This is a genomic window from Azorhizobium oxalatiphilum (assembly GCF_014635325.1).
GTDB lineage: Bacteria > Pseudomonadota > Alphaproteobacteria > Rhizobiales > Xanthobacteraceae > Azorhizobium > Azorhizobium oxalatiphilum.
In genome coordinates this window covers 348,227-367,907 of record NZ_BMCT01000003.1, presented here as the reverse complement: position 1 = coordinate 367,907, position 19,681 = coordinate 348,227, and the positions used below count along the sequence as shown (strand labels likewise).

17 protein-coding genes are annotated in these 19,681 nt (G+C 66.6%); 10 read left to right on the top strand and 7 right to left on the bottom strand.

All coding sequences use genetic code 11. The features are described 5' to 3' along the window. Positions 1 to 127 precede the first annotated feature (127 nt). The 4 genes from IEW24_RS13680 to IEW24_RS13665 all read left to right on the top strand — a co-directional run bounded on the left by IEW24_RS13680 (position 128) and on the right by IEW24_RS13665 (position 4,707). A complete protein-coding gene (locus IEW24_RS13680) occupies positions 128 to 739 on the top strand; it encodes a MarR family transcriptional regulator (RefSeq protein WP_188579420.1) in 612 nt (203 codons plus the stop codon). Between the two features lie 77 nt (positions 740 to 816). After that, positions 817 to 2,070, top strand: a complete 1,254-nt coding sequence (locus tag IEW24_RS13675; RefSeq protein ID WP_188579418.1) for a glycosyltransferase family 4 protein — start codon at positions 817 to 819, stop codon at positions 2,068 to 2,070. Between the two features lie 227 nt (positions 2,071 to 2,297). Further along, positions 2,298 to 3,503 carry a polysaccharide pyruvyl transferase family protein gene (locus IEW24_RS13670; RefSeq protein ID WP_210324204.1) on the top strand — a complete coding sequence of 402 codons (1,206 nt, stop codon included), beginning with the start codon at positions 2,298 to 2,300 and terminating at the stop codon, positions 3,501 to 3,503. A gap of 13 nt (positions 3,504 to 3,516) precedes the next feature. Next, the gene (locus tag IEW24_RS13665) at positions 3,517 to 4,707 is read left to right on the top strand and encodes a hypothetical protein (RefSeq protein ID WP_188579416.1); all 1,191 of its coding nucleotides are present in this window, start codon (positions 3,517 to 3,519) and stop codon (positions 4,705 to 4,707) included. Between the two features lie 21 nt (positions 4,708 to 4,728). Here the strand turns inward: IEW24_RS13665 and IEW24_RS13660 are convergent, their stop codons facing one another. The 6 genes from IEW24_RS13660 to IEW24_RS13635 all read right to left on the bottom strand — a co-directional run bounded on the left by IEW24_RS13660 (position 4,729) and on the right by IEW24_RS13635 (position 9,857). After that, a complete protein-coding gene (locus tag IEW24_RS13660; RefSeq protein ID WP_188579414.1) occupies positions 4,729 to 5,073 on the bottom strand; it encodes a cupin domain-containing protein in 345 nt (114 codons plus the stop codon). A gap of 70 nt (positions 5,074 to 5,143) precedes the next feature. Next, positions 5,144 to 5,899 carry a 2-dehydro-3-deoxy-D-gluconate 5-dehydrogenase KduD gene (gene kduD / locus IEW24_RS13655; RefSeq protein WP_188579412.1) on the bottom strand — a complete coding sequence of 252 codons (756 nt, stop codon included), beginning with the start codon at positions 5,897 to 5,899 and terminating at the stop codon, positions 5,144 to 5,146. 5 nt (positions 5,900 to 5,904) lie between these two features. After that, positions 5,905 to 6,744: a 5-dehydro-4-deoxy-D-glucuronate isomerase gene (kduI, locus tag IEW24_RS13650; RefSeq protein ID WP_188579770.1), complete on the bottom strand. Its 840-nt coding sequence runs from the start codon at positions 6,742 to 6,744 to the stop codon at positions 5,905 to 5,907. Between the two features lie 125 nt (positions 6,745 to 6,869). Beyond that, positions 6,870 to 8,150: a TRAP transporter large permease gene (locus tag IEW24_RS13645; RefSeq protein ID WP_188579409.1), complete on the bottom strand. Its 1,281-nt coding sequence runs from the start codon at positions 8,148 to 8,150 to the stop codon at positions 6,870 to 6,872. Positions 8,151 to 8,167: 17 nt separating this feature from the next. Beyond that, the gene (locus tag IEW24_RS13640) at positions 8,168 to 8,746 is read right to left on the bottom strand and encodes a TRAP transporter small permease (RefSeq protein ID WP_244644382.1); all 579 of its coding nucleotides are present in this window, start codon (positions 8,744 to 8,746) and stop codon (positions 8,168 to 8,170) included. A 127-nt stretch (positions 8,747 to 8,873) separates the two neighbouring features. Then, positions 8,874 to 9,857: a TRAP transporter substrate-binding protein gene (locus IEW24_RS13635; RefSeq protein ID WP_188579407.1), complete on the bottom strand. Its 984-nt coding sequence runs from the start codon at positions 9,855 to 9,857 to the stop codon at positions 8,874 to 8,876. 122 nt (positions 9,858 to 9,979) lie between these two features. Between IEW24_RS13635 and IEW24_RS13630 the strand changes: the two genes are divergently transcribed. Beyond that, positions 9,980 to 10,681 (top strand): GntR family transcriptional regulator, encoded by a 702-nt coding sequence (locus tag IEW24_RS13630; protein WP_373870070.1) that lies wholly within the window; start codon positions 9,980 to 9,982, stop codon positions 10,679 to 10,681. A gap of 30 nt (positions 10,682 to 10,711) precedes the next feature. On the opposite strand, the gene IEW24_RS13625 is transcribed toward IEW24_RS13630, so the two are convergent. Beyond that, positions 10,712 to 12,274: a UxaA family hydrolase gene (locus IEW24_RS13625; protein WP_188579405.1), complete on the bottom strand. Its 1,563-nt coding sequence runs from the start codon at positions 12,272 to 12,274 to the stop codon at positions 10,712 to 10,714. 168 nt (positions 12,275 to 12,442) lie between these two features. Here IEW24_RS13625 and IEW24_RS13620 point away from each other — a divergent pair, with 168 nt between their 5' ends. The 5 genes from IEW24_RS13620 to IEW24_RS13600 all read left to right on the top strand — a co-directional run bounded on the left by IEW24_RS13620 (position 12,443) and on the right by IEW24_RS13600 (position 19,643). Beyond that, complete coding sequence (locus IEW24_RS13620; RefSeq protein ID WP_244644379.1) at positions 12,443 to 13,273, top strand: GntR family transcriptional regulator; 831 nt, start codon at positions 12,443 to 12,445, stop codon at positions 13,271 to 13,273. Positions 13,274 to 13,277: 4 nt separating this feature from the next. After that, positions 13,278 to 14,696 (top strand): glucuronate isomerase, encoded by a 1,419-nt coding sequence (gene uxaC / locus IEW24_RS13615; RefSeq protein ID WP_188579403.1) that lies wholly within the window; start codon positions 13,278 to 13,280, stop codon positions 14,694 to 14,696. A 13-nt stretch (positions 14,697 to 14,709) separates the two neighbouring features. Then, a complete protein-coding gene (locus IEW24_RS13610; RefSeq protein ID WP_188579401.1) occupies positions 14,710 to 16,185 on the top strand; it encodes a mannitol dehydrogenase family protein in 1,476 nt (491 codons plus the stop codon). A 418-nt stretch (positions 16,186 to 16,603) separates the two neighbouring features. Then, positions 16,604 to 17,449: an SDR family NAD(P)-dependent oxidoreductase gene (locus IEW24_RS13605; protein WP_188579399.1), complete on the top strand. Its 846-nt coding sequence runs from the start codon at positions 16,604 to 16,606 to the stop codon at positions 17,447 to 17,449. A 388-nt stretch (positions 17,450 to 17,837) separates the two neighbouring features. Further along, positions 17,838 to 19,643 (top strand): methyl-accepting chemotaxis protein, encoded by a 1,806-nt coding sequence (locus tag IEW24_RS13600; RefSeq protein ID WP_188579398.1) that lies wholly within the window; start codon positions 17,838 to 17,840, stop codon positions 19,641 to 19,643. The last annotated feature ends 38 nt before the right edge of the window (positions 19,644 to 19,681 follow it).

The following is a 19,681-nucleotide window of genomic DNA, read 5'->3' as shown; positions in this document are numbered from 1 at the left end:
TGATGGCATGAACGATAAATGAACGACATATGAACCATCAATGAATAGCCAACGGTAACGTTGGAACATCGATCGGAACGGGAGGTTAGTTCGAAATTCAGGATAAATTCGAACGAGAGGCGACCTGATGACTCAGAAGATTGAGCAGACCTTGGTTGAGGATACGCGGACAGAGTTCGCAGTGCGTTGGAGCGAGCTGATCCCCGCGAGCTTCCCGGAGCCCGTATCAGGTGAGCAGTCAGAGCCCGAGGTGGCGGAGGTACAGATACCCACCCCCTCAGAAACCATTACCCATCTTGAACTCGTTCGCGTCATCGAGCGGGTTCATCGGCGTTATTGCGATCTCCTGCGGGTGGAACTCACCCGGCTGGGCATCGACGACATCAGTCCCGCGCAGGTCATGCTTCTGCTGACCATCGGCGACGAGGAACTGTCCGTCCGGGATCTGCTGGAACGTGGGCACTATCTGGGGTCCAACGCGTCCTACAACCTGAAACAGCTCCTCGAAGCAAACTACATCCTGCGCACGGCATCCGCCCGTGACCGCCGCTCCGCCCGGCTCCGGCTGGACGCAAAGGGGCGGCATCTGTGCGAGATGATCCGCGGGGTGGACGAAAATTATCACCGCCAGGTGGCCCGCGATGCCGATGAGGAGCGGGAGCTGTGCATCGCCTATGCGATGCTGCGCCGGATGGAGTTCGTCTGGACCAACGCCCTGCGTTACGGCACCGCCGCCTGAGCCCGGGCCCGCCCCGTCATGGGCGGGCCCCGCATGATTCCCCAAATCCCAAGCATGCGGCTCATCTGAAGGATCGAATGCGCATCGTCTTCATTCATCGTCGCGGACCCGGACAGTTCGTGCATCTGGCACCCGCCCTCGCCCATGAGGGCTGGGAGGTGACGCTCATCTGCGAAACCACCGATCAGGCCCTGCCGGGCGTGCGCACCGTGCGCCACCGTGCCGAGCTCGCCCCCCATGGCCGGCTGGACGCCACCCCACACCTTGCAACACCGGAACAGCATGTCCGCATCGGATACCGCGTGGCCGACACGCTGGCGGCACTGACGCGCCTCGATGGCCCGCCGGACATCGTCTATGGCCATATGGGCTGGGGCGGTCTCATCTTCGCTAAGGACGTGCTGCCCTCGACGCCACTCATCGGCTATTGCGAATATTACCATCGCGCGGAAGGCGGCGATGCCGGTTTCGACCCGGACCTCCCCGTGCCCCCGGATGACCGCCAGCGCCTGCGGCTGCGGAACAGCGCGCAGTTGCTCACGCTGGATGCGCTGGACGGCGGCGTCAGCCCGACGCAATGGCAGAAGAGCCGGTACCCCGGCGCCTATCAGTCCCGCATCGCCACCTGCCATGACGGCATCGACGTGCGCACCTTCCGGCCCGAGCCCCGCGCCCGCTTTCGCCTACCGGACGGCACCATCCTCGCGCCCGGCGATCCGGTCATCACCTATGCCGCGCGGGATCTGGAACCCTATCGGGGCTTCCCCCAATTCATGCGCGCCGCGGCGCGGGTCGCGCGGCTGCGCCCGGACGTCCGCTTCGTGGTGGCGGGCAGCGACGGCATCAGCTACGGACGCCCGCCGGCGGAAGGCGGGCGCTGGCGCGATGTGATGATGGCGGAGACCGGCATGGATCCCGCCCGCATCTCCTTCGTCGGCAAGCTGCCGCACGCCTCGCTCATGCGGCTGTTCCAGGTCTCGGCCGCGCACGTCTATCTGTCCTATCCCTTCGTGCTGTCCTGGTCGGTTCTGGAAGCCATGGCCTGCGGCGCGCTCGTCATCGGCTCGGCCACCGCGCCGGTGGAGGAGGTGGTGCGCGACGGCGTCAACGGCCTGCTCACGCCCTTTTTCGACACCGACGCCCTCACCGGGCGGATGATGGAAGCGCTGGACGGCGGACCCGGGCTCGCCGCTCTGCGCCAGAACGCGCGGCGCACCATTGTCGAGCGCTATGCGCTGGACCGTTGCCTCAACCGCCAGCAGGCCCTCATCGGCAGCCTGCTGGGACGCCGGATGACACAGGCGCCCCTGCGCACGGCGGGGGCGGCCTGATCGGCCGCCTCCCAATCGCGACGATATTGGCACGAATTCCAAAGTAATTTTTTAATATTGCGCAACGCAATACTCCGGCACATGATGCCGTTGCTGCGATTATCGCGCGCCGAATTCTAGTTTTCGGCACCGCACTGCCATCATTATTACCCAATCCATGCGCGATCCTGCGCGCAATGCGACCTTGCGAACGCGATGTGCCCCTGACACGCGAGAAGGAGACTTCCATGCCCGCACCCACGTCCCACACCCCGGCCCGCCGTCCCCGCATCGGCGTCCTCATGCCCGCCGGCAAGGTGATGGACCATGACCGGGTGGTCACGCACACCTATGGCGACCCCGAGAAGGCCACCAAGCTGTTCACCAACATCGGTGACTGCTTCGTGTTTGAATCCTCCCTGCGCATCCTCGATTACGCCGATGTCCAGCCCATCTATGCGGGCGAGAACACCGTGCCGACGGACGCCTATGTGGAGAAGCTGAACCAGCTGGATTTCCTGTTCCTGCGCGGTTCCAACTACATCAATACCAACGGCAAGTGGGACAACATCACGGCGCTGCTGGAGCGCACCAAGGTGCCGGTCATGGCCTTCGGCATCGGCGTGCAGACGCCCGACAATTCCGAGGACTATGTGAACGAATCCACCAAGCGCTTCCTGCAGCTGGTGGCCGACCGTTCCACCTCCATCGCCATTCGCGGCCAGCTGTCGCAGAAGGCGCTGAAGTCCATCGGCATCAGCAAGACCCGCATCATCGGCTGCCCCACGGTGTTCCGTCACCGCAAGCCGACCATCAGCATCAACCGCGTGGAAAGCGGCGCCATCCAGGATCTGGGCTTCACGCTCCGCCGCAAGACCCACGGCAGCCAGACCTTGCAGCGCTACATGCTCCGCACGCTGGCCGAGCAGTACAAGACCCGCATCTTCTGCGCCGGTGAGCTGGAAGAGAAGCAGATCTACTACGCCAATCGCGGCGCGCTGGAGAATTCCGCCGACGTTCTCGATACCGCCATCAAGGGCCTGACCGCCGAGAACTGGTTCTATGGTCCCACCGACCCGCTCATCAACATGTACAAGTCCAGCCTCGCCGTCTTCGAGGCGGTACAGGACTTCGAAGCGGGCCTGAAGGAGATGGATGCCGTCACCGGCTTCCGCCTGCACGGCAACCTGCTGGCGCTCGCCAACAGCGTGCCGGCGCTCTACGTCACCTACGACACCCGCACCCGCGAGTTCGTGCAGACGCTGGGCATTCCCTCCATCGATATCCGCCAGATGGACCGCTTCTCCTTCCAGCGCGCCTGGGACAATGCGGACTTCGGCACGTTCGAGAAGGCCTACGCCTTGCGCTTCAAGGAGCTGAAAGCCTTCCTCGACGAGAACGGCATGAGCCATCGCCTGGAGCGCCCGGCGCCGAAGCTTGTGGCGGCGGAATGAGGGCGCGCGCCGCGTGACGGTTTTCACCCCGACTGAAGCCCGCTTCGGCTGGCGGCCCCGTGCCGCCAGCTGCAAGCGGGCGCTCGCCCTTTCTCTTGCCCTGCTGCTGGCACCGGTCGCGGCTTCGGCGATCGAGCTTCAGGTGGCGGGACGGGAGAGCATCCTGTTCGACCAGCGCACGCAGGCGTGCGACGCCAACGATCTGCCCGACGCACCCGCCCGCGCCTTCCGGAATGCGGAAGGGCAGATGGTGCTGTTCGCGCCCAATTTCCGCAATCGCGCCCTCGTCGGCCCGGACATCCGGCATCTGGCCCGCGACTGCGCCGTGCGCTTCGCCGCCAAGGGGGCGAGCGATCCCAATCTGCTGGATGACCGCACCTGGCTGCACGGCTTCTATACGAAGGACGGCACCAATGTGTTCGCCTTCGCCAGCGCCAGCTTCATCCCCTACCGCCACAAGGAGCGCTGCAACGCCGGCTCCGAACGCACCGCCTGCTGGCGCAACGGCGTCGCGGCGCTCGTGTCGCATGACGGCGGCAAGACCTTCACCGACAGCGCGCCGCCGCCGGCCCATGTGCTGATGCCGCCGGTGCCCTACAGCCCCGACCAGAAAAACCCTGCCGGCTTCATCTCCGCCACCAACATCGTCACCTACAAGGGCGATCTCTATTCCATCGTCTGGCGGCGCGATGCGGAGGCGCGGCGCTCGCGCAACTGTCTCGTGCGCGCCAAAGACGGAAATGTGGACCGCTGGGAGGTGTGGATCGGCGACAGCTTTGCGCCGCTGGCGGAACGCACGCCGCAGGGCTGGAAGGTGGAGCGGACCGACTGCGCCGCCGTGGGTCAGGGCCTGCCATCCATCCGCGGGCTGGTGTTCCACCCCGCCAGCGGCACCTTCATCGCCGTGTTCCAGATGCAGCCGCGCGGCAAGCAGCAGGGCGAGTCGGGCTTCTACACCGCCACCTCGAAGGACATGGTGCAATGGTCCGAGCCCAAACTGCTCAGCGCCCAGCCCTTGCGCGATGGGCTTGAGGATGCGGGCACCTTCAACGGCTATCCCGCCCTCATCGACGGCCAGAGCCCGGACCGCAACTTCGGCAGCGTGGGCGATACGGCGGACCTCGTGTTCGTGCGCCTGCTCCCCGATCCGAAGACCAAGCGCACCCGCCAGCTCATCGCCTTGCCGCTCAGGATCACGCCCTGAGCGGCGGGCGCCCGCTTGGGCCTATTGCACGAACTCCTGCCGCATGGGCGTGAAGACGTCGATCAGCACGCCCGGCTCGATGCAGATGGCCCCGTGGTGAATGCCGGACGGCACATAGAAACTGTCCCCGGCCTTCAGGCGCGAGGTCTTGCCGTCGATGGTGATGTCGAACACACCGCTCTCGACGCTCGTCACCTGCACATGCGGATGGCTGTGCGGCACGCCGCCGGGGCCGGGCTGCTTGAAGATGACCCGCACCATCATGATCTCGTCATTGTAGGTGAGGATCTGGCGGCTCACGATCTCGTCGATCACCTCCAGCTCGGTCTTGTCGACGAATGCGAACACGTCGCCCTTCTGGGCCATGGCGTCTCTCCCTGATCGCGGCGCCGGGCCCCCTCCCCTCCCGACGCCGCAGCTGTTGGTTCATGCTCTTCTAGCGAGCGAGCCAGCCGCCATCCACGGGCAGGACGATGCCGTGCACATAGTCGGAGGCCGGCGCGGCGAGGAACACCGCCGCCCCGCCCAGCTCCGACGGCTGGCCCCAGTGCCCCGCCGGGATACGGCCGAGGATCGCCGCCGACCGTTCCGGATCAGCGCGCAGGGCCGAAGTGTTGTTGGTGACGAAATAGCCGGGCGCGATGGCATTCACATTGATGCCCTTGGACGCCCATTCGCAGGCCAGCAGCTTGGTCAGCCCCGCCAGCCCGCTCTTGCTGGCGGTGTAGGACGGAATGCGGATGCCGCCCTGGAAAGACAGCAGCGAGGCGATGTTGATCACCTTGCCGCCCTTGCCGTCGGGGAGCATCTGCCGCGCCACCGCCTGCGTGAGGAAGAAGGTGTTCTTCAAATTCACGTCCATCACCGCATCCCAGTCGGCTTCGGTGAAGTCGATGGCGTCGGCGCGGCGGATGATGCCGGCATTGTTGACGAGGATGTCGATACGCCCGCCGGCGCCCGCCTCCTCCATGACGCGGGCGATGGGCTCAAGCGTCGCGAGATCGGCCCGCACCTCGGTGAAGGTGGCGCCCGCCTTGCGCACGAGGTCGCCGGTCTCGTCCATGGCCGAGCGGCCGACCGCAATGATGCCCGCGCCGGCCTGCGCCAGCGAGACGGCGATGGCCTGACCGAGGCCGGTGTTGGCGCCAGTGACGAGGGCGCGCTTGCCGGAAAGATCGAAGGGATTGGCCATCACGCTCACCGCAGCTGGTCCATGGCCACCATGTCCATGTCCGTATAGTCGATATTGTCGCCGCCCATGCCCCAGATGAAGGTATAGGCTCGCGTGCCGACGCCGGAATGGATGGACCACGGCGGAGAGAGAATGGCCTGTCCGTCCGCCACCACGAGGTGACGCGTCTGGTCCGGCTCGCCCATCAGGTGGATCACACGGGCATCCGCCGCCAGATCGAAGTAGAGATAGACCTCCGAGCGCCGGTCATGGACGTGGCACGGCATGGTGTTCCACATGTTGCCGGCGTCGAGCTGCGTCATGCCCATCACCAGCTGGCAGGACTGCACCACGTCGGGGTGGATCATCTGGTAGATGCTGCGCTTGTTGGCGGTGGCCTGATCGCCCAGATCCATCTTCTTGGCCTCGGCGATCCGCACCACCTTGGTCTCGTAGCGGTGATGGGCCGGGGTGGAGAGCAGATAGAATTTCGCCGGATGGTCCGGGCTGTCGGACGAGAAGTGCACGTCCTTAGAGCCCTGCGCCACATAGAGCGCATCGCGATGGCCGAGCACATAGGTGGTGCCGTCCACCTCCACCTTGCCGGGGCCGCCGATGTTGAACACGCCCAGCTCACGCCGGTCGAGGAAGTTCGGCGAGCCGATGGTGGCCTTGTCGCTCTCCAGCTTCAGCGGCACGCTCTGGGGCGTGGCGCCGCCGATCACGAAACGCTCGATATGGCTGTAGGTGAGCAGCACCTTGCCGGGCTCGAACAGGCGCTCGATGAGGAAATGACGGCGCAGTTCCTCGGTGTCATAGCGGCGCACCGCCTCGGGATGGCTCACCTGGCGCACGTCGATCATCATGATGGAAACCTCACGGAACACGCGATGAAGTCCGGCTTTGCGGACATCGGGGCCGGGAGGCGGCCCCATGAAGGAAGATAAAGCCGCGCCGACACAAGGCCGGCGCGGCTTCGCCTCTGATCAGTCTAGCGGAACAGGGACGGAAGCCAGAGCGAGACCGCAGGTACATAGCTGACCAGCAGCAGCACCGCGATACTCGCCCCGAAGAAGGGCCAGATGGTCTTCATGGCCTCGCCGATGGAGATCTTGCCCACCGCGCAGCCCACGAACAGCACCGAACCCACCGGCGGCGTGTTGAGGCCGATGCCGGCGTTCAGGATCAGGATGATGCCGAACTGGATCGGGTCGATGCCGAAGGCCTTGATCAGCGGCAGGAAGATGGGCGTGCAGATGATGATCATGGGCGCCATGTCCATGAACGTGCCCAGCACCAGCAGCAGGATGTTGATCAGCAGCAGGATCACATACTTGTTCGACGAGATGGCCTGCATCAGCTCGATGGTGGCCGCCGGCACCTGCAGGAAGGCCATCAGCCAGCCGAAGGCACCCGCCGTGCCGATGACCAGCAGCACCATGGCGGTGGTGCGCACCGCCCCCAGCACGGCGTGGACGAACGCATTCCAGTCCAGCCCGCGATAGACCAGCAGGGTGATGAGCAGGGAATAGATCACCGCGATGCAGGAGCTTTCCGTCGCCGTGAACACGCCCGAGCGCACGCCGCCGAAGATGATGGCGATGAGCACGATGCCCGGCGACGCAGACACGATCGACCGCAGCACCGCATACCAGCCGGGGAAGACGCCGGACGGATAGCCGCGACGGCGGGCCACCACATAAGCGGTGATCATGAGCGCGACGGCCAGCAGCAGGCCGGGCACGATGCCGGCGGTGAACAGATCGGCGATGGAGATGGTCCCGCCCGCCGCCAGCGAATAGATGATCATGTTGTGCGAGGGTGGCACCAGCAGCGCGATGATGGCCGCGTTCACGGTCACATTCACCGCGAAGTCCCGCGAATAGCCGTGCTTGGCCATCTGGGGGATCATGATGCCGCCGATGGCCGAGGCATCCGCCACCGCCGAGCCGGACACGCCGCCGAACAGGAAGGAGGCCACCACGTTCACCTGTCCGAGACCGCCGCGCAGGTGGCCGAACAGGGACGCCGCCATGCCGATGAGCCGGTCGGCGATGCCGCCGCGCATCATCAGATCGCCGGCGAAGATGAAGAACGGGATCGCCAGCATGGCGAAGGCGTTCATGTTGGAATTGATCTGCTGGAACACCACCATGGGCGGCAGGTCCAGATAGAGCACGGTCGCCACCGACGCGATGCCGAGGCAGAAGGCGACGGGCGTGCCCAGCAGCAGCAGGCCGCAGAAGACGCCGAAGAGAATGGTCATGGCCATGGCGAGGTTTCCGGCGTTCAGTCGGTGGAATGCTCGGCGCCGAGCGGCACGGGCGCGGGCAGCGGCTTGACGATGTCCTGAAGCAGCTTCTCGAACGAGAACAACGCGATGAGCGCGCCACCGCCGGCCAGCGGCAGGTAGTCCACGCCCTGCGGCAGGTCGATGCCCGCCATCTTGGCGGACCACGTCTCCATGGCGAGATCCCAGCCGTAATAGGCCATGGCGGCGCCGAAGGCCGTCACCAGCACATGGGTGAGCAGCTCCATGCCCCGCCGCACCGGCGGGGAGGCGTAGTGCAGGCCAATCTCGAAACCGAGATGGTCGCCCTCGCGCACGCCCACCGCCGCGCCGAGCAGGATGAACCAGCTCATGAGCAGCAGGGAGAACGGCTCGGTCCAGCTCGGGGAGTCGTTCAGCACATAGCGCCCGACCACCTGCCAGAACACGGCACCGGTCATGACGACGAGCCCGATGCCCGAGATGATGAGGGCCGTGCGGGAAAGCCACCGCACCACATGGTGAAGGGCAAGCAAAGCGGGCATCGCTCCCATGGCGGCGGGCCTTTGCGACGGATGGTCGGATGTATGAGCGGTCATGCGGGCAGCCTTGGGCGCAGTGTGGCGCGGGATACGCAACGCAGGGACTGGCCGGGTTTCTCACCCGGCCCTGAAGCTCCGGTGGAGCAAGGCAGGCCCGCGCGGGATGGCGCGCGGGCCGCGCGCCTCAGGCGTTGGTCGCCTTGATGCGGGACACGAGGTCCTTCATCTTCTCGGTGGTGACGAACTTGTCGTAGACCGGCTTCATCGCGTCGATGAAGGGCTGCTTGTCCACCTCGTTGATCAGGGCACCGCCCTTGATCACCTTCTCCTTGGCGTCCGTGTCGCGCTTGGCCCACAGCTCGCGCATCTTGATGGTGGCGGCCTTGCCGGCCTCGCGGAACAGCGCCTGATCATCCTTGGAGAGCTTGTCCCAGGAGCGCTTGGACATGCAGAACACTTCCGGCGCCATGGAATGCTCGGTGAGCGAGAAATACTTCGCCACCTCGTAATGCTTCACGGACTCATAGGACGGATAATTGTTCTCCGCCCCATCCACGAGGCCGGTCTGCAGGCCCGAATAGAGTTCGCCGAAGGGCATCGGCGTCGCATTGGCGCCCAGCGCATTGATGAGGGCGATGAACAGATCCGACTGCTGCACGCGGATCTTCATGCCCTTCATGTCGGCCAGGGTCTTGATGGGGCGCTTGGAATTGTACATGGAGCGCGCGCCGCTATCGAAGAAGCCGAGCACGATCAAACCGTGCGGCTCGAACGCCTTGGCGATCTCCTCGCCGATGGGGCCGTCCACCACGCCATACATGTGCTGCACGGAGCGGAACAGGAAGGGCAGGCCCAGCACCGCCGTCTCGGGGATGAGATTGTTGAACGGCGCGGTGTTGACGCGGTTGAGATCGATCACCCCGAAGCGGGTCTGCTCGATGGTGTCCTTCTCCTGGCCGAGCTGGCCGGAATTGAACACCTGCACCTTGATGCGGTTATTGGTCTTCTCGCCAAGAACCTGTCCGAAATACTTCACCGCCTCGACGGTGGGATAGCCATCCGGATGGATGTCGGCGGAACGGAGCGTCACGCTCTGGGCATAGGCCCGGGTGAGCGGAGCAGCGGCGAGCGCGGCGGTCAGCGCGAGCGCATGACGGCGAGTCAGCATGGGCGTTCTCCCGGAATGATCTGTTTGATCTGTTTTGGGCCCGACATGTCGGCCAAAGGCAGGGTTCGTCCGTACCAAGGCCGAGAAACAAGCAGACTGTCGTCTTGTATGGTAGTATGGTTCTGCTGGCAACTAGGAGAATAGTCGTGGACGCCATCACATCGCCGCCGTCTGGTTCGGCGGCGCAGCGCATCGAGGCGGAGTTGCGGCGCGCCATCATTTCCATGGCGCACCCGCCCGGCTCGCGCCTGTCGGAGCAGGACATCGCCGCCACGTACGGCGTCTCCCGCCAGCCGGTGCGCGAGGCGCTGATCGGCCTTGCCCGCACGCGGCTGGTGGAAATCCTGCCCCAGCGCGGCACGGTGGTGGTGAAGATCTCCACCCGGAAGATGATGGAAGGCCGCTTCGTGCGCGAAGCCATCGAGACCGCCGTGGCGCGGCGGGCGGCGGAAAGCTTCGACCCGGCGGCGCGGGTGCGCATCGACGACCTTCTCGACCTCCAGCAGAAGGTGGCCCAGCGCAACGACCACACCGCCTTCCAGCGCTATGACGAGTTGTTCCACATCGCGCTGGCCGAGGGCGCGGGCTGCGCCATGGCGTGGCAGGCGGTGAGCGACATCAAGGCCCATATGGACCGCGCCTGCCACCTCACCCTCACCAATGCCGAGACCATGCTGGAACTGGTGGAGCAGCACCGCGCCATCATGGCTGCGGTGGACGCCTGCAATCCGGCGGCGGCGGCGGAGGCCATGCATTGCCACCTGCGGGAAATCCTGCGCGCGCTGCCAAAGGTGGAAGCCGAGCATCCGGACCTGTTCGAGTGAGGCCATGTCTGCCGGGCTGCCCATGATGCCTCACATCACCGCGCCGATTTGCCAGGGCACGAACTCGGCATCGCCATAGCCCAGCGCCTCGGACTTGGTGGGGGCGCCCGACGCGGTATTGAGGATGGTGTCGAAGATCTCCTGCCCCTTGACCTCCAGCGACACGCCGTCGAGGACATCGCCGCAATTGATGTCCATGTCCTCTTCCATCCGGCGATAGATGTCGGAATTGGTGGCGAGCTTGAGGGAGGGCGTGGGTTTGCAGCCGAAGGCGGAGCCGCGTCCGGTGGTGAAGCAGATGATGTTGGCCCCGCCCGCCACCTGCCCGGTGGCCGCCACGGGGTCGTAGCCGGGCGTATCCATGTAGACGAAGCCATGCTCCGTCACCGGCTCGGCATATTCATAGACCGCACGCAATGTGGACTGCCCGCCCTTGGCGGCAGCGCCCAACGACTTCTCCAGAATGGTGGTGAGGCCGCCCGCCTTGTTACCCGGAGAGGGATTGTTGTTCATCTCCCCCGCATTGCGGGCGGTGTAGTCCTCCCACCATCTGATGCGGTCCACCAGCTTCTCGCCCACGGCCCGGTTGGCGGCGCGGCGGGTCAGCAGATGTTCGGCGCCGAAGATTTCGGGCGTCTCGGAGAGAATGGAGGTGCCGCCATTCCTCACCAGCAGGTCCGACGCTACGCCCAGCGCCGGATTGGCGGTGAGCGCGCTGTAGCCGTCCGAACCGCCGCATTGCAGGGCCAGCACCAGCTCGGAGGCGGGCCGCGTCTCGCGCTCAAGCGCAGCGGCGGCGGGCAGCATGTCCTTCAGAACACTGGTGATGTGCTCCACCGTCCGGCGCGTGCCGCCCTCCTCCTGAATGGTGAGGGTGCGGAAACTGTCCGTCTCGTCCACGCCATAGTCGGACTTGAAACGGGCAATCTGGAACATCTCGCAGCCCAGCCCCACCATCACCACGGCAGCGAAATTGGGATGGGTGGCATAGCCCCACAGGGTGCGGCTGAGGATGTCATAACCCTCGCCCTTGCCCGCCATGCCGCAGCCGGTGCCGTGGATGATGGGCACGATGCCATCGATGCCCGGAAACTGCTCCAGCAGTCCCGAGCGCTCCACGGCCTGCGCCGCGAAGCGGGCTACGGAGGCGGAGCAGTTCACGCTGGTGAGAATGCCCAGATAGTTGCGCGTGCCCGTGCGACCGTTGGACCGGCGATAGCCCTGGAAGGTGGCGCGCTCGGCCTCCGGCAAGAGGCCATCGTCCCGCGCATCCACGGCGAAGGCATAATCGCGGGCAAAATCGTGCAGCACCACATTGTGCTCATGCACATGCGCGCCGGGGGCGATGGGACCGGCGGCAAAACCGATGATCTGGCCGAACTTCAGGATCGGCGCGCCCTCAAGGATGGGCGCCAGCGCGAACTTGTGGCCACGCGGGATGCGTTCCGCAAGGACAACACCACCGGCCCGAACGCCGGGGCTGAGCGCATCCAGCGCCACCGCCACATTGTCCGCTGCCGAGAGGTGCAGCACGCGCGGCGCCACGCCGGACGGCGCTTCCGCTTTCGTGCCCTCGCGCACCGGAACATTCATTGGCGAAACCTCCCGCGCCGGATCCCGTCGCCGGTCCGTCGCGCCTTGCGGCTGCAACGGCCAGCGCTCCTGCCGGCTGCGCCATCGTTGACGCTCTTGATATGCTAATATATTAGCATTCCAGTGACTGGCAACTGGTTTTGCTTGGCACAGGAGTTCGGAGGACAGGTGACGCTGGAGCGCAATAACGGACGCTGGGGGATGGGCACCGAAAGCTTCGGGCTGCCCCAGAAGGTGCGCGCCATTCCGGCCTCCGCCCGCATCCACGCGCTGCTGCGCGAGCAGATCATCGGCATGGAGATCGCCCCCGGCACCGCCTTGCAGGAGAAGCAGATCGCGCTCTCCTGCGGGGTCAGCCGCACCCCGGTGCGCGAGGCCATCCTGAAGCTGGCCGACGAGCGGCTGGTGGACATCTTCCCCCAGCACGGCACCTTCGTCTCGCGCATCTCCGTGCCCGCCATGCGCGATGCCATGGTGATCCGGCAGGCGCTGGAAGGGGCTGCCGTGCGCGGGGCGGCAGCCATTGCCGATGAGGCCGGAATCGTGCGCCTGCAACGGCTTCTGGCCGAACAGAAGGCCACCCACGATGCCGGCCACCTCGCCGCCTTCCATGCCACTGACGAAGCCTTCCATCAGGCCATCGCCGAGATTGCCGGCCATCCCAATCTGTGGCGCGTGGTGCGGCAGGAGAAGGCGCAGGTGGACCGCTGCCGCATCCTCTCACTGCCGGCCGCCGACCGCCGCCTGCTGGTGATCGCCGACCATGCGGCCATTGTGGAGGGCATCGCCGCCCACGATCCCGATGCGGCGGAGGCGGCCATGCGCCACCATCTGGGCGCGGTGATGCCGGTGGTCTCGCTCATGGTGGAGCGCCACCCCGGCTATTTCGAGGGGCTGGAGGCAGCGCCCGAAATCAAGGCGGCCCCGCCCGCCAACGGCGCGAAAAGCGCCGCGAAAACAACGACAAAGACAAAGACGTCCCGGGAAAGGAAACGCTAGCGCCATGGCGAGCAACGCCCTCATCCACCCCGACCGCCTGTTCCCCGCCGACCCCAGCGTGCGCGCGGTGGCGCGTCGGCTGTATGAGGCGGTGGCCGGCCTGCCCATCGTCTCGCCCCATGGCCATACCGACCCGCGCTGGTATGCGGAAAACGAACCCTTCCCCGATCCCGCGCGGCTGTTCGTGGTGCCGGACCACTACATTTTCCGCATGCTCTACAGCCAGGGCATCCCGTTGGAAAAGCTTGGTGTTCCGCGCCGGGACGGCGGCGCCACGGAGCAGGACGGGCGGGCCATCTGGCGGCTGTTCGCGGCCAATTATCACCTCTTCCGGGGCACCCCGACCCGCTCATGGATGGACCATGCCTTCGCCACCCTGTTCGGCCTTGAGGAGCGTCTTTCCGCCGCCAATGCGGATGCCATTTACGACCTGATCTCGGACCGGCTGAAGACCGAGGAATTCAGGCCCCGTGCGCTGTTCGAGCGTTTCAACATCGAGGTCATCGCCACCACCGAGAGCCCGCTGGACGAGCTCAAATGGCACGGCATGATCCGCGACAGCGGCTGGACCGGGCGTGTGGTCACGGCCTATCGGCCCGACCCGGTGGTGGACCCGGATTTCGAAGGGTTCCGCGGCAATCTGGAGCGCTTCGGCGAACTGACCGGCGAGGACACTTTTTCATGGACCGGCTATCTCGCCGCCCATCGCAAAAGACGCCAGTTTTTCAAGAGCTTCGGCGCCACCTCCACGGATCACGGCCACCCCAGTGCCAGCACCATGGACCTATCCTTTGCCGAAGCCGAAGCGCTGTTCGCGCGGGTGGCGGGGGGCAATCAGGTGTCGGCGGAGGATGCCGAACTCTTCCGCGCCCAGATGCTCACCGAGATGGCGGCCATGTCGGTGGAGGACGGGCTGGTGATGCAAATCCACCCCGGCTCGGTGCGCAACCACAATGGCGGCATCCTCAAACGCCATGGGCGCGACATGGGCGCGGACATCCCGTCCCGCACCGATTATGTCCATGCGCTCAAGCCCTTGCTGGATCGCTTCGGCAATGCGCCGGGGCTCACCATCGTGCTCTTCACGCTGGATGAGACCAGCTATTCCCGCGAACTGGCCCCCCTTGCCGGCCACTATCCGGTGCTGCGGCTCGGCCCCGCCTGGTGGTTCTTCGACAGCCCGGAAGGCATGAAGCGCTATCGCGAGCTGACCACCGAAACGGCGGGCTTTTACAACACCGTAGGCTTCAACGACGACACCCGCGCCTTCCCCTCCATCCCCGCCCGGCACGACGTGGCGCGGCGTGTGGATTGCGCCTATCTGGCGGAACTCGTGACCAGCCATCGGATCGAGGAGGAGGAGGCGCACGAACTGGCGCACGACCTCGCCTACAGCCTCGCCAAGAAAGCCTACAAGCTCTGAGGGGAGGCCCGTCATGCGTCTCTCGCTCAGTAGCCTGAACGGGCTGCCTGCCGATGTCCGGCGGCCCGCGTACGATGTGGCCAATGCCGAAATTGGCGTGGTGCATCTTGGGGTTGGCGCGTTCCATCGTGCCCATCAGGCGGTCTATCTGGACGACTGCCTCGGCCTCGGTGCGACCGGCTGGGCGGTGTGCGGGGCGAGCCTGCGCTCGCCCGACACGTCGCAGGCCCTCGACCCGCAGGACGGGCTCTATACGCTGGCGACCCGCTCGGGGAGCGGTGATGAGCTGCGGATCATCGGATCGCTGCGCCGCCTTCTGGTCGCGCCCAGCAACCCCAAGGCTTTGCTCGATGCGATGAGCGATCCGGGGGTGCGCATCGTCACCCTCACCGTGACCGAGAAGGGCTATTGCCACGACCCGGCCACGGGCACGCTGGACGAGGCCCATCCGGACATCGTCGCGGACCTTGCAAACCCTTCTGCCCCAAGGACTGCGCCCGGCTATCTGGTGGAAGCGCTGGCCCGCCGCAAAGCGGCCGGGACGCCGCCATTCACCGTGCTCTGCTGCGACAATCTTCCCTCCAATGGCGCCACCGTGGCGCGGGTGGTGGGCCACCTCGCCAGCCTGCGCGACCCCGATCTCGGGCGCTGGGTGGAGGGGGAAGTCGCCTTCCCCAGCACCATGGTGGACCGCATTGTCCCCGCCACCACGGACGCCGACAAGGCCATGGTTTCCAGCAGGTTGGGCGTGGATGACCACTGGCCGGTGATGACCGAGCCGTTCAGCCAGTGGGTGATCGAGGACCGCTTTCCCACCGGCCGGCCACCGCTGGAGGACGTGGGGGCAGAGCTGGTCAAGGATGTGCGGCCCTATGAGGACATGAAGCTGCGCCTGCTCAACGGCAGCCACTCCACGCTGGCCTATCTCGGCTATCTCGCGGGGCATGAGACCATCGCCGGCACCATGGCCGAGAGCGCCTTCCAGCTTCTGGTTGAACGCCTGCAGGATCAGGAGGTTACGCCCACCGTCCCGGCCCCGCCGGGGGCGGATCTTGCCGCCTACAAGCGCGCTCTGCGGGCGCGTTTCGCCAATCCGGCGCTGCGCCACCGGACATGGCAGATCGCCATGGATGGGTCGCAGAAGCTGCCCCAGCGCCTGCTCGCGCCCATCCGCGACCGGCTGGCCGCGGGGGCGCCCATTGCGCTCCTCAGCCTCGGGGTCGCGGGCTGGATGCGCTATGTGTCCGGCACCGATGAACACGGCCAAGCCATTGATGTGCGGGATCCTTTGGCGGAACGCTTCCGGCAGGTGGCACACACGGCCGGCCCCGATGCGGAGCGGCTGGCGGACGGGCTCCTGGCCATCCGCGAGGTGTTCGGCACCGACCTTCCGGCCGATCCCCGTTTCACCGGGGCGGTGAAGGCGGCGCTTGCCGGGCTCTACCGGGAGGGGGCGGCGGCTACCGTCCGGCGGGCGGTAGCGGGCTGAGCTGCGCCTCATCAGGGGCCGCGCCACACTGTCGCCTCATGGCACACGGGATGGTCAGGGATAGAACATCATGGCCACGGATGGCCACGGTTTGTCCCTTGCGGGCGGCAGTTGGCCGAAGGGCCTCGCCGCCCGTTCCGAACACTGGCGTACGGACCTCCCCGCACAAAGCCCTTGAGACGTGACAGCGCCACATGGCACAGGAATGGAACGGAACATGGCACATGCCATGGTCCAGATCGCCCCCGCCCCGCCTGTGTCGCAGGACAATCGTGAGCTATTGATAAGCAGTGGACATTGTCCATAGCGGACCATGATCATCGCAGATCCGCTTCGCGCGGATCGCTGTCGATTGCAGGCCATAGACCAGTTCGCCGCCCCTCCCGGGGCACCGTTCCCGCCTCAAGGAGAAAACGCCATGACCACGCCCGTCCCCGCGACCACCCTCCCCGTCTTCCCCGATCTCAAGGGCAAGGCGGTGCTGATCACCGGCGCTTCCACCGGCATCGGGGCGGCAGCGGCGGAAGGCTTCGCCCGCTCGGGCGCGCGCGTGGCGGTGCATTACAACGCCAGCCGCGAGAAGGCCGAGGCGGTGGCGGCCCGCATCACCGCTGCCGGCGGCGAGGCGGTGCTGGTGGCGGGCGACGTCACCGAGCCCGACGCCCCCGCCCGCATCATCGCCGAGACGGTGCAGGCTTTCGGCCGGCTGGATGTGCTGATCAACAATGCCGGCGGCCTTGTTGAGCGCGTGCCCATCACCGACTATTCGGAGGCCTTCGTCGCCCGCGTGCTGGAACTGAACGTGACGCAGGTCATCGCCTTCATGCGCGAGGGCGTGAAGCAGATGAAGGCGCAGGGTACCGGCGAGATCGGCAGCGGGCTCACCGGCACCGGCAGCGTCGGCACGGCGGGCGCCATCATCAACGTCTCCTCCATCGCCGCGCGCAATGGCGGCGGCGGCGGTGCCGTGCTCTATGCGGCGGCGAAGGGCTTCATCTCCACCGCCACCAAGGGCTGGGCCAAGGAACTCGCGGCAAGCGGCATCCGCGTCAATGCGGTGTCGCCCGGCGTCATCGCCACGCCCTTCCACGAGCGCTATTCCACGGCTCAACAGATGGCCGCCATGCAGGCCACCATCCCCATGGACCGCATCGGCACGCCGCAGGACTGCGTGGGCGCCTTCCTCTTCCTCGCCTCCGAGGCGGCCGGCGGCTATGTCACCGGACAGATCCTCGAGGTGAACGGCGGGCAGTACATGCCTTAAGGCTTCGCCCGGAACGTCCGCGTTTTCCTGCCCCTCCCCCGCCAGCGGGAGAGGGCGCAGGCTGCGCGAGCGCGGGATGCCACGCGCCAGATCCGGACGGGCAAGCCCGTTCGCTGCCCGGCGTGCAAAAGGTTGCACCGCAAGAACCCCGCTGCACCGCCCGCCACACAACGACCGTCACAAAACACCCGCTCCCCTTGCCTGCCAAACTGGATGCAACCTCCGGGCAAGATCGCCCCGGCAGGCTGCGTCCGGCCCGGATTATTGTTCCGGCCGGCACGTCGCCTTTTGGGCGCTCTGCCGGCGGGCGAATGTAATGCCGGCACCCGGATCGTCCCGATCCGGGTGTGAAGGCGTCGTCGCCAGGCGAGGGAAAGGGAGAGCCCTCATGTGGGGATTGCGGGAGCGTAAGGATCGTTCATCTGACAAGACCGGCACCAAGGCCGGCACCACCGCCGAGACGACGACAGCTACAGCGGCCAGCCACGACGCCCCGCTGAACGGCAGCGCGCTCAACGGCACGCCCCTGAACGGCCTCGGCCTGCCGGCCGGGCACCAGCAGGACGAGGGCGAGCTGATCCAGCTGCTGGAAGCCGACATCCGCCGCGCCGAAGGCAAGCTGGCCCATGCTGGCGCCTCCATGCGCGCGGCCGCAGCCGCCGGCGTGCGCGACGTGGACCGCATCCGCAGGGATAGCGAGGACATGACCGCCGAGACCGCCTCGGCCAAGGAAAATGCCGCCGGCCTTGCTCGCGCCATCGGCGCCTTCGCCGAGACCGCCACCGAGATCGGCCGTCAGGCCCAGGCTTCCGGCCGCCTTGCCGGCGAGGCCGAGACCGCCAACCGCGACGTCACCAGCGCCACGAAGGATCTGCAGGTGGCCATCGGCCAGATCCAGGCAGTGGTGGCGCTCATCGCCGACATTGCCGGCCAGACCAATCTGCTCGCGCTGAACGCCTCCATCGAGGCCGCCCGCGCCGGCACCGCCGGGGCCGGCTTCGCCGTGGTGGCGAGCGAGGTGAAGGCGCTGGCGAGCGAAACCCAGAAGGCGACCAAGGAAATTTCCAGCAAGATCGAACGGCTGGATGCGGCCGCAAAAGCCTCCAGCGCCGCTGTTGCGCGGGTGAGCAGCACCATCGCCGAGATCAGCCCCGTGGCGGCGCGCGTCGCCGATGCTGTGGCCGGGCAAGTGGCCGCCATGAACGGCATCGGCCGCAATGCGGCGGATGTGGAGCGCTTCGCCCAGCACGTGGCGGATCGCGCCCAGTCCATCCAGTCGGCCAGCGATGCCGCGGCCCAGACCGGGGCCGAGATCGAGCGCTCCACCGGGGCGGTGGCCAGCGGCGTGGAGGAGATGGCCCGCCATCTGCTCAGCGTGCTGCGCCAGACCTCCATGGGCGACCGTCGCCGCTTCGAGCGCTGGCCGGTGGAACTGTCCGGCACCGTGCGCTACGGCGGCCGGCACGTGCCGGTGAAGACGCTGGACCTCTCCATGGGCGGCGCCCTGCTGGCGGCCACCGATCCGGTGCTGTCCGCCGGCACGCGGCTCGATCTGGATCTGCCCGGCATCGGCCCGGTGCCCGGCCGCGTGGCGGCGGTCAGCACGCTCGGCTGCCATGTGGCCTTCATGCAGGCCGACCATGCGGGCGTCAAAGCGCGGCTGACCTCCATCGCCGCCGAGGCGAGCGAGGCCATCACCCGCGCCATGACAGGCGCCGAGGCGGTGCGCAGGACACTGGAGGCGGCCATTGCCGCCGGCCGCATCGCCACCGACCAGTTGTTCGACACCGTCTATCGCCCGCTGCCCGAGACCTCGCCGGAGCAGGTGGAGAACCGCGCCTTGCCGTTCCTGGAGCATGCCCTGCCGCCGGTGCAGGAGCCGATGCTGGCCGAGGACCGGCGACTGGTGTTCTGCGTGGCGGTGGACATCAACGGCTATCTGCCGGTGCACAACGCCCAATATGCCAAGCCGCAGCGGAAGGGCGACCCGGCGTGGAACAATGCCAACAGCCGCAACCGCCGGATCTTCGACGACCGCGCGGGGCTTCTGGCGGCGCGCAACACCAAGCCCTATCTGGTTCAGGTCTATGCCCGGCAGATGGGCGACAGCGTGGTGATGATGCGCGAAGTGGACGCCCCCATCTTCGTCAACGGCCGCCACTGGGGCGCGTTCCGGACGTGTTACCGGATGTGAGGCGTGCTGCCCCGCGACGACCGCGCAGCCTTGTGCGG

What these genes read in the sequence shown, in the direction of transcription:
- IEW24_RS13680 (WP_188579420.1), top strand. Translation starts at nt 128, where the DNA reads ATGACTCAGAAGATTGAGCAGACCTTGGTTGAGGATACGCGGACAGAG.
- IEW24_RS13675 (WP_188579418.1), top strand. Translation starts at nt 817, where the DNA reads ATGCGCATCGTCTTCATTCATCGTCGCGGACCCGGACAGTTCGTGCAT.
- IEW24_RS13670 (WP_210324204.1), top strand. Translation starts at nt 2,298, where the DNA reads ATGCCCGCACCCACGTCCCACACCCCGGCCCGCCGTCCCCGCATCGGC.
- IEW24_RS13660 (WP_188579414.1), bottom strand. Translation starts at nt 5,073, where the DNA reads ATGGCCCAGAAGGGCGACGTGTTCGCATTCGTCGACAAGACCGAGCTG.
- kduD (WP_188579412.1), bottom strand. Translation starts at nt 5,899, where the DNA reads ATGGCCAATCCCTTCGATCTTTCCGGCAAGCGCGCCCTCGTCACTGGC.
- kduI (WP_188579770.1), bottom strand. Translation starts at nt 6,744, where the DNA reads ATGATGATCGACGTGCGCCAGGTGAGCCATCCCGAGGCGGTGCGCCGC.
- IEW24_RS13645 (WP_188579409.1), bottom strand. Translation starts at nt 8,150, where the DNA reads ATGGCCATGACCATTCTCTTCGGCGTCTTCTGCGGCCTGCTGCTGCTG.
- IEW24_RS13640 (WP_244644382.1), bottom strand. Translation starts at nt 8,746, where the DNA reads ATGACCGCTCATACATCCGACCATCCGTCGCAAAGGCCCGCCGCCATG.
- IEW24_RS13635 (WP_188579407.1), bottom strand. Translation starts at nt 9,857, where the DNA reads ATGCTGACTCGCCGTCATGCGCTCGCGCTGACCGCCGCGCTCGCCGCT.
- IEW24_RS13625 (WP_188579405.1), bottom strand. Translation starts at nt 12,274, where the DNA reads ATGAATGTTCCGGTGCGCGAGGGCACGAAAGCGGAAGCGCCGTCCGGC.
- uxaC (WP_188579403.1), top strand. Translation starts at nt 13,278, where the DNA reads ATGGCGAGCAACGCCCTCATCCACCCCGACCGCCTGTTCCCCGCCGAC.
- IEW24_RS13610 (WP_188579401.1), top strand. Translation starts at nt 14,710, where the DNA reads ATGCGTCTCTCGCTCAGTAGCCTGAACGGGCTGCCTGCCGATGTCCGG.
- IEW24_RS13605 (WP_188579399.1), top strand. Translation starts at nt 16,604, where the DNA reads ATGACCACGCCCGTCCCCGCGACCACCCTCCCCGTCTTCCCCGATCTC.
- IEW24_RS13600 (WP_188579398.1), top strand. Translation starts at nt 17,838, where the DNA reads ATGTGGGGATTGCGGGAGCGTAAGGATCGTTCATCTGACAAGACCGGC.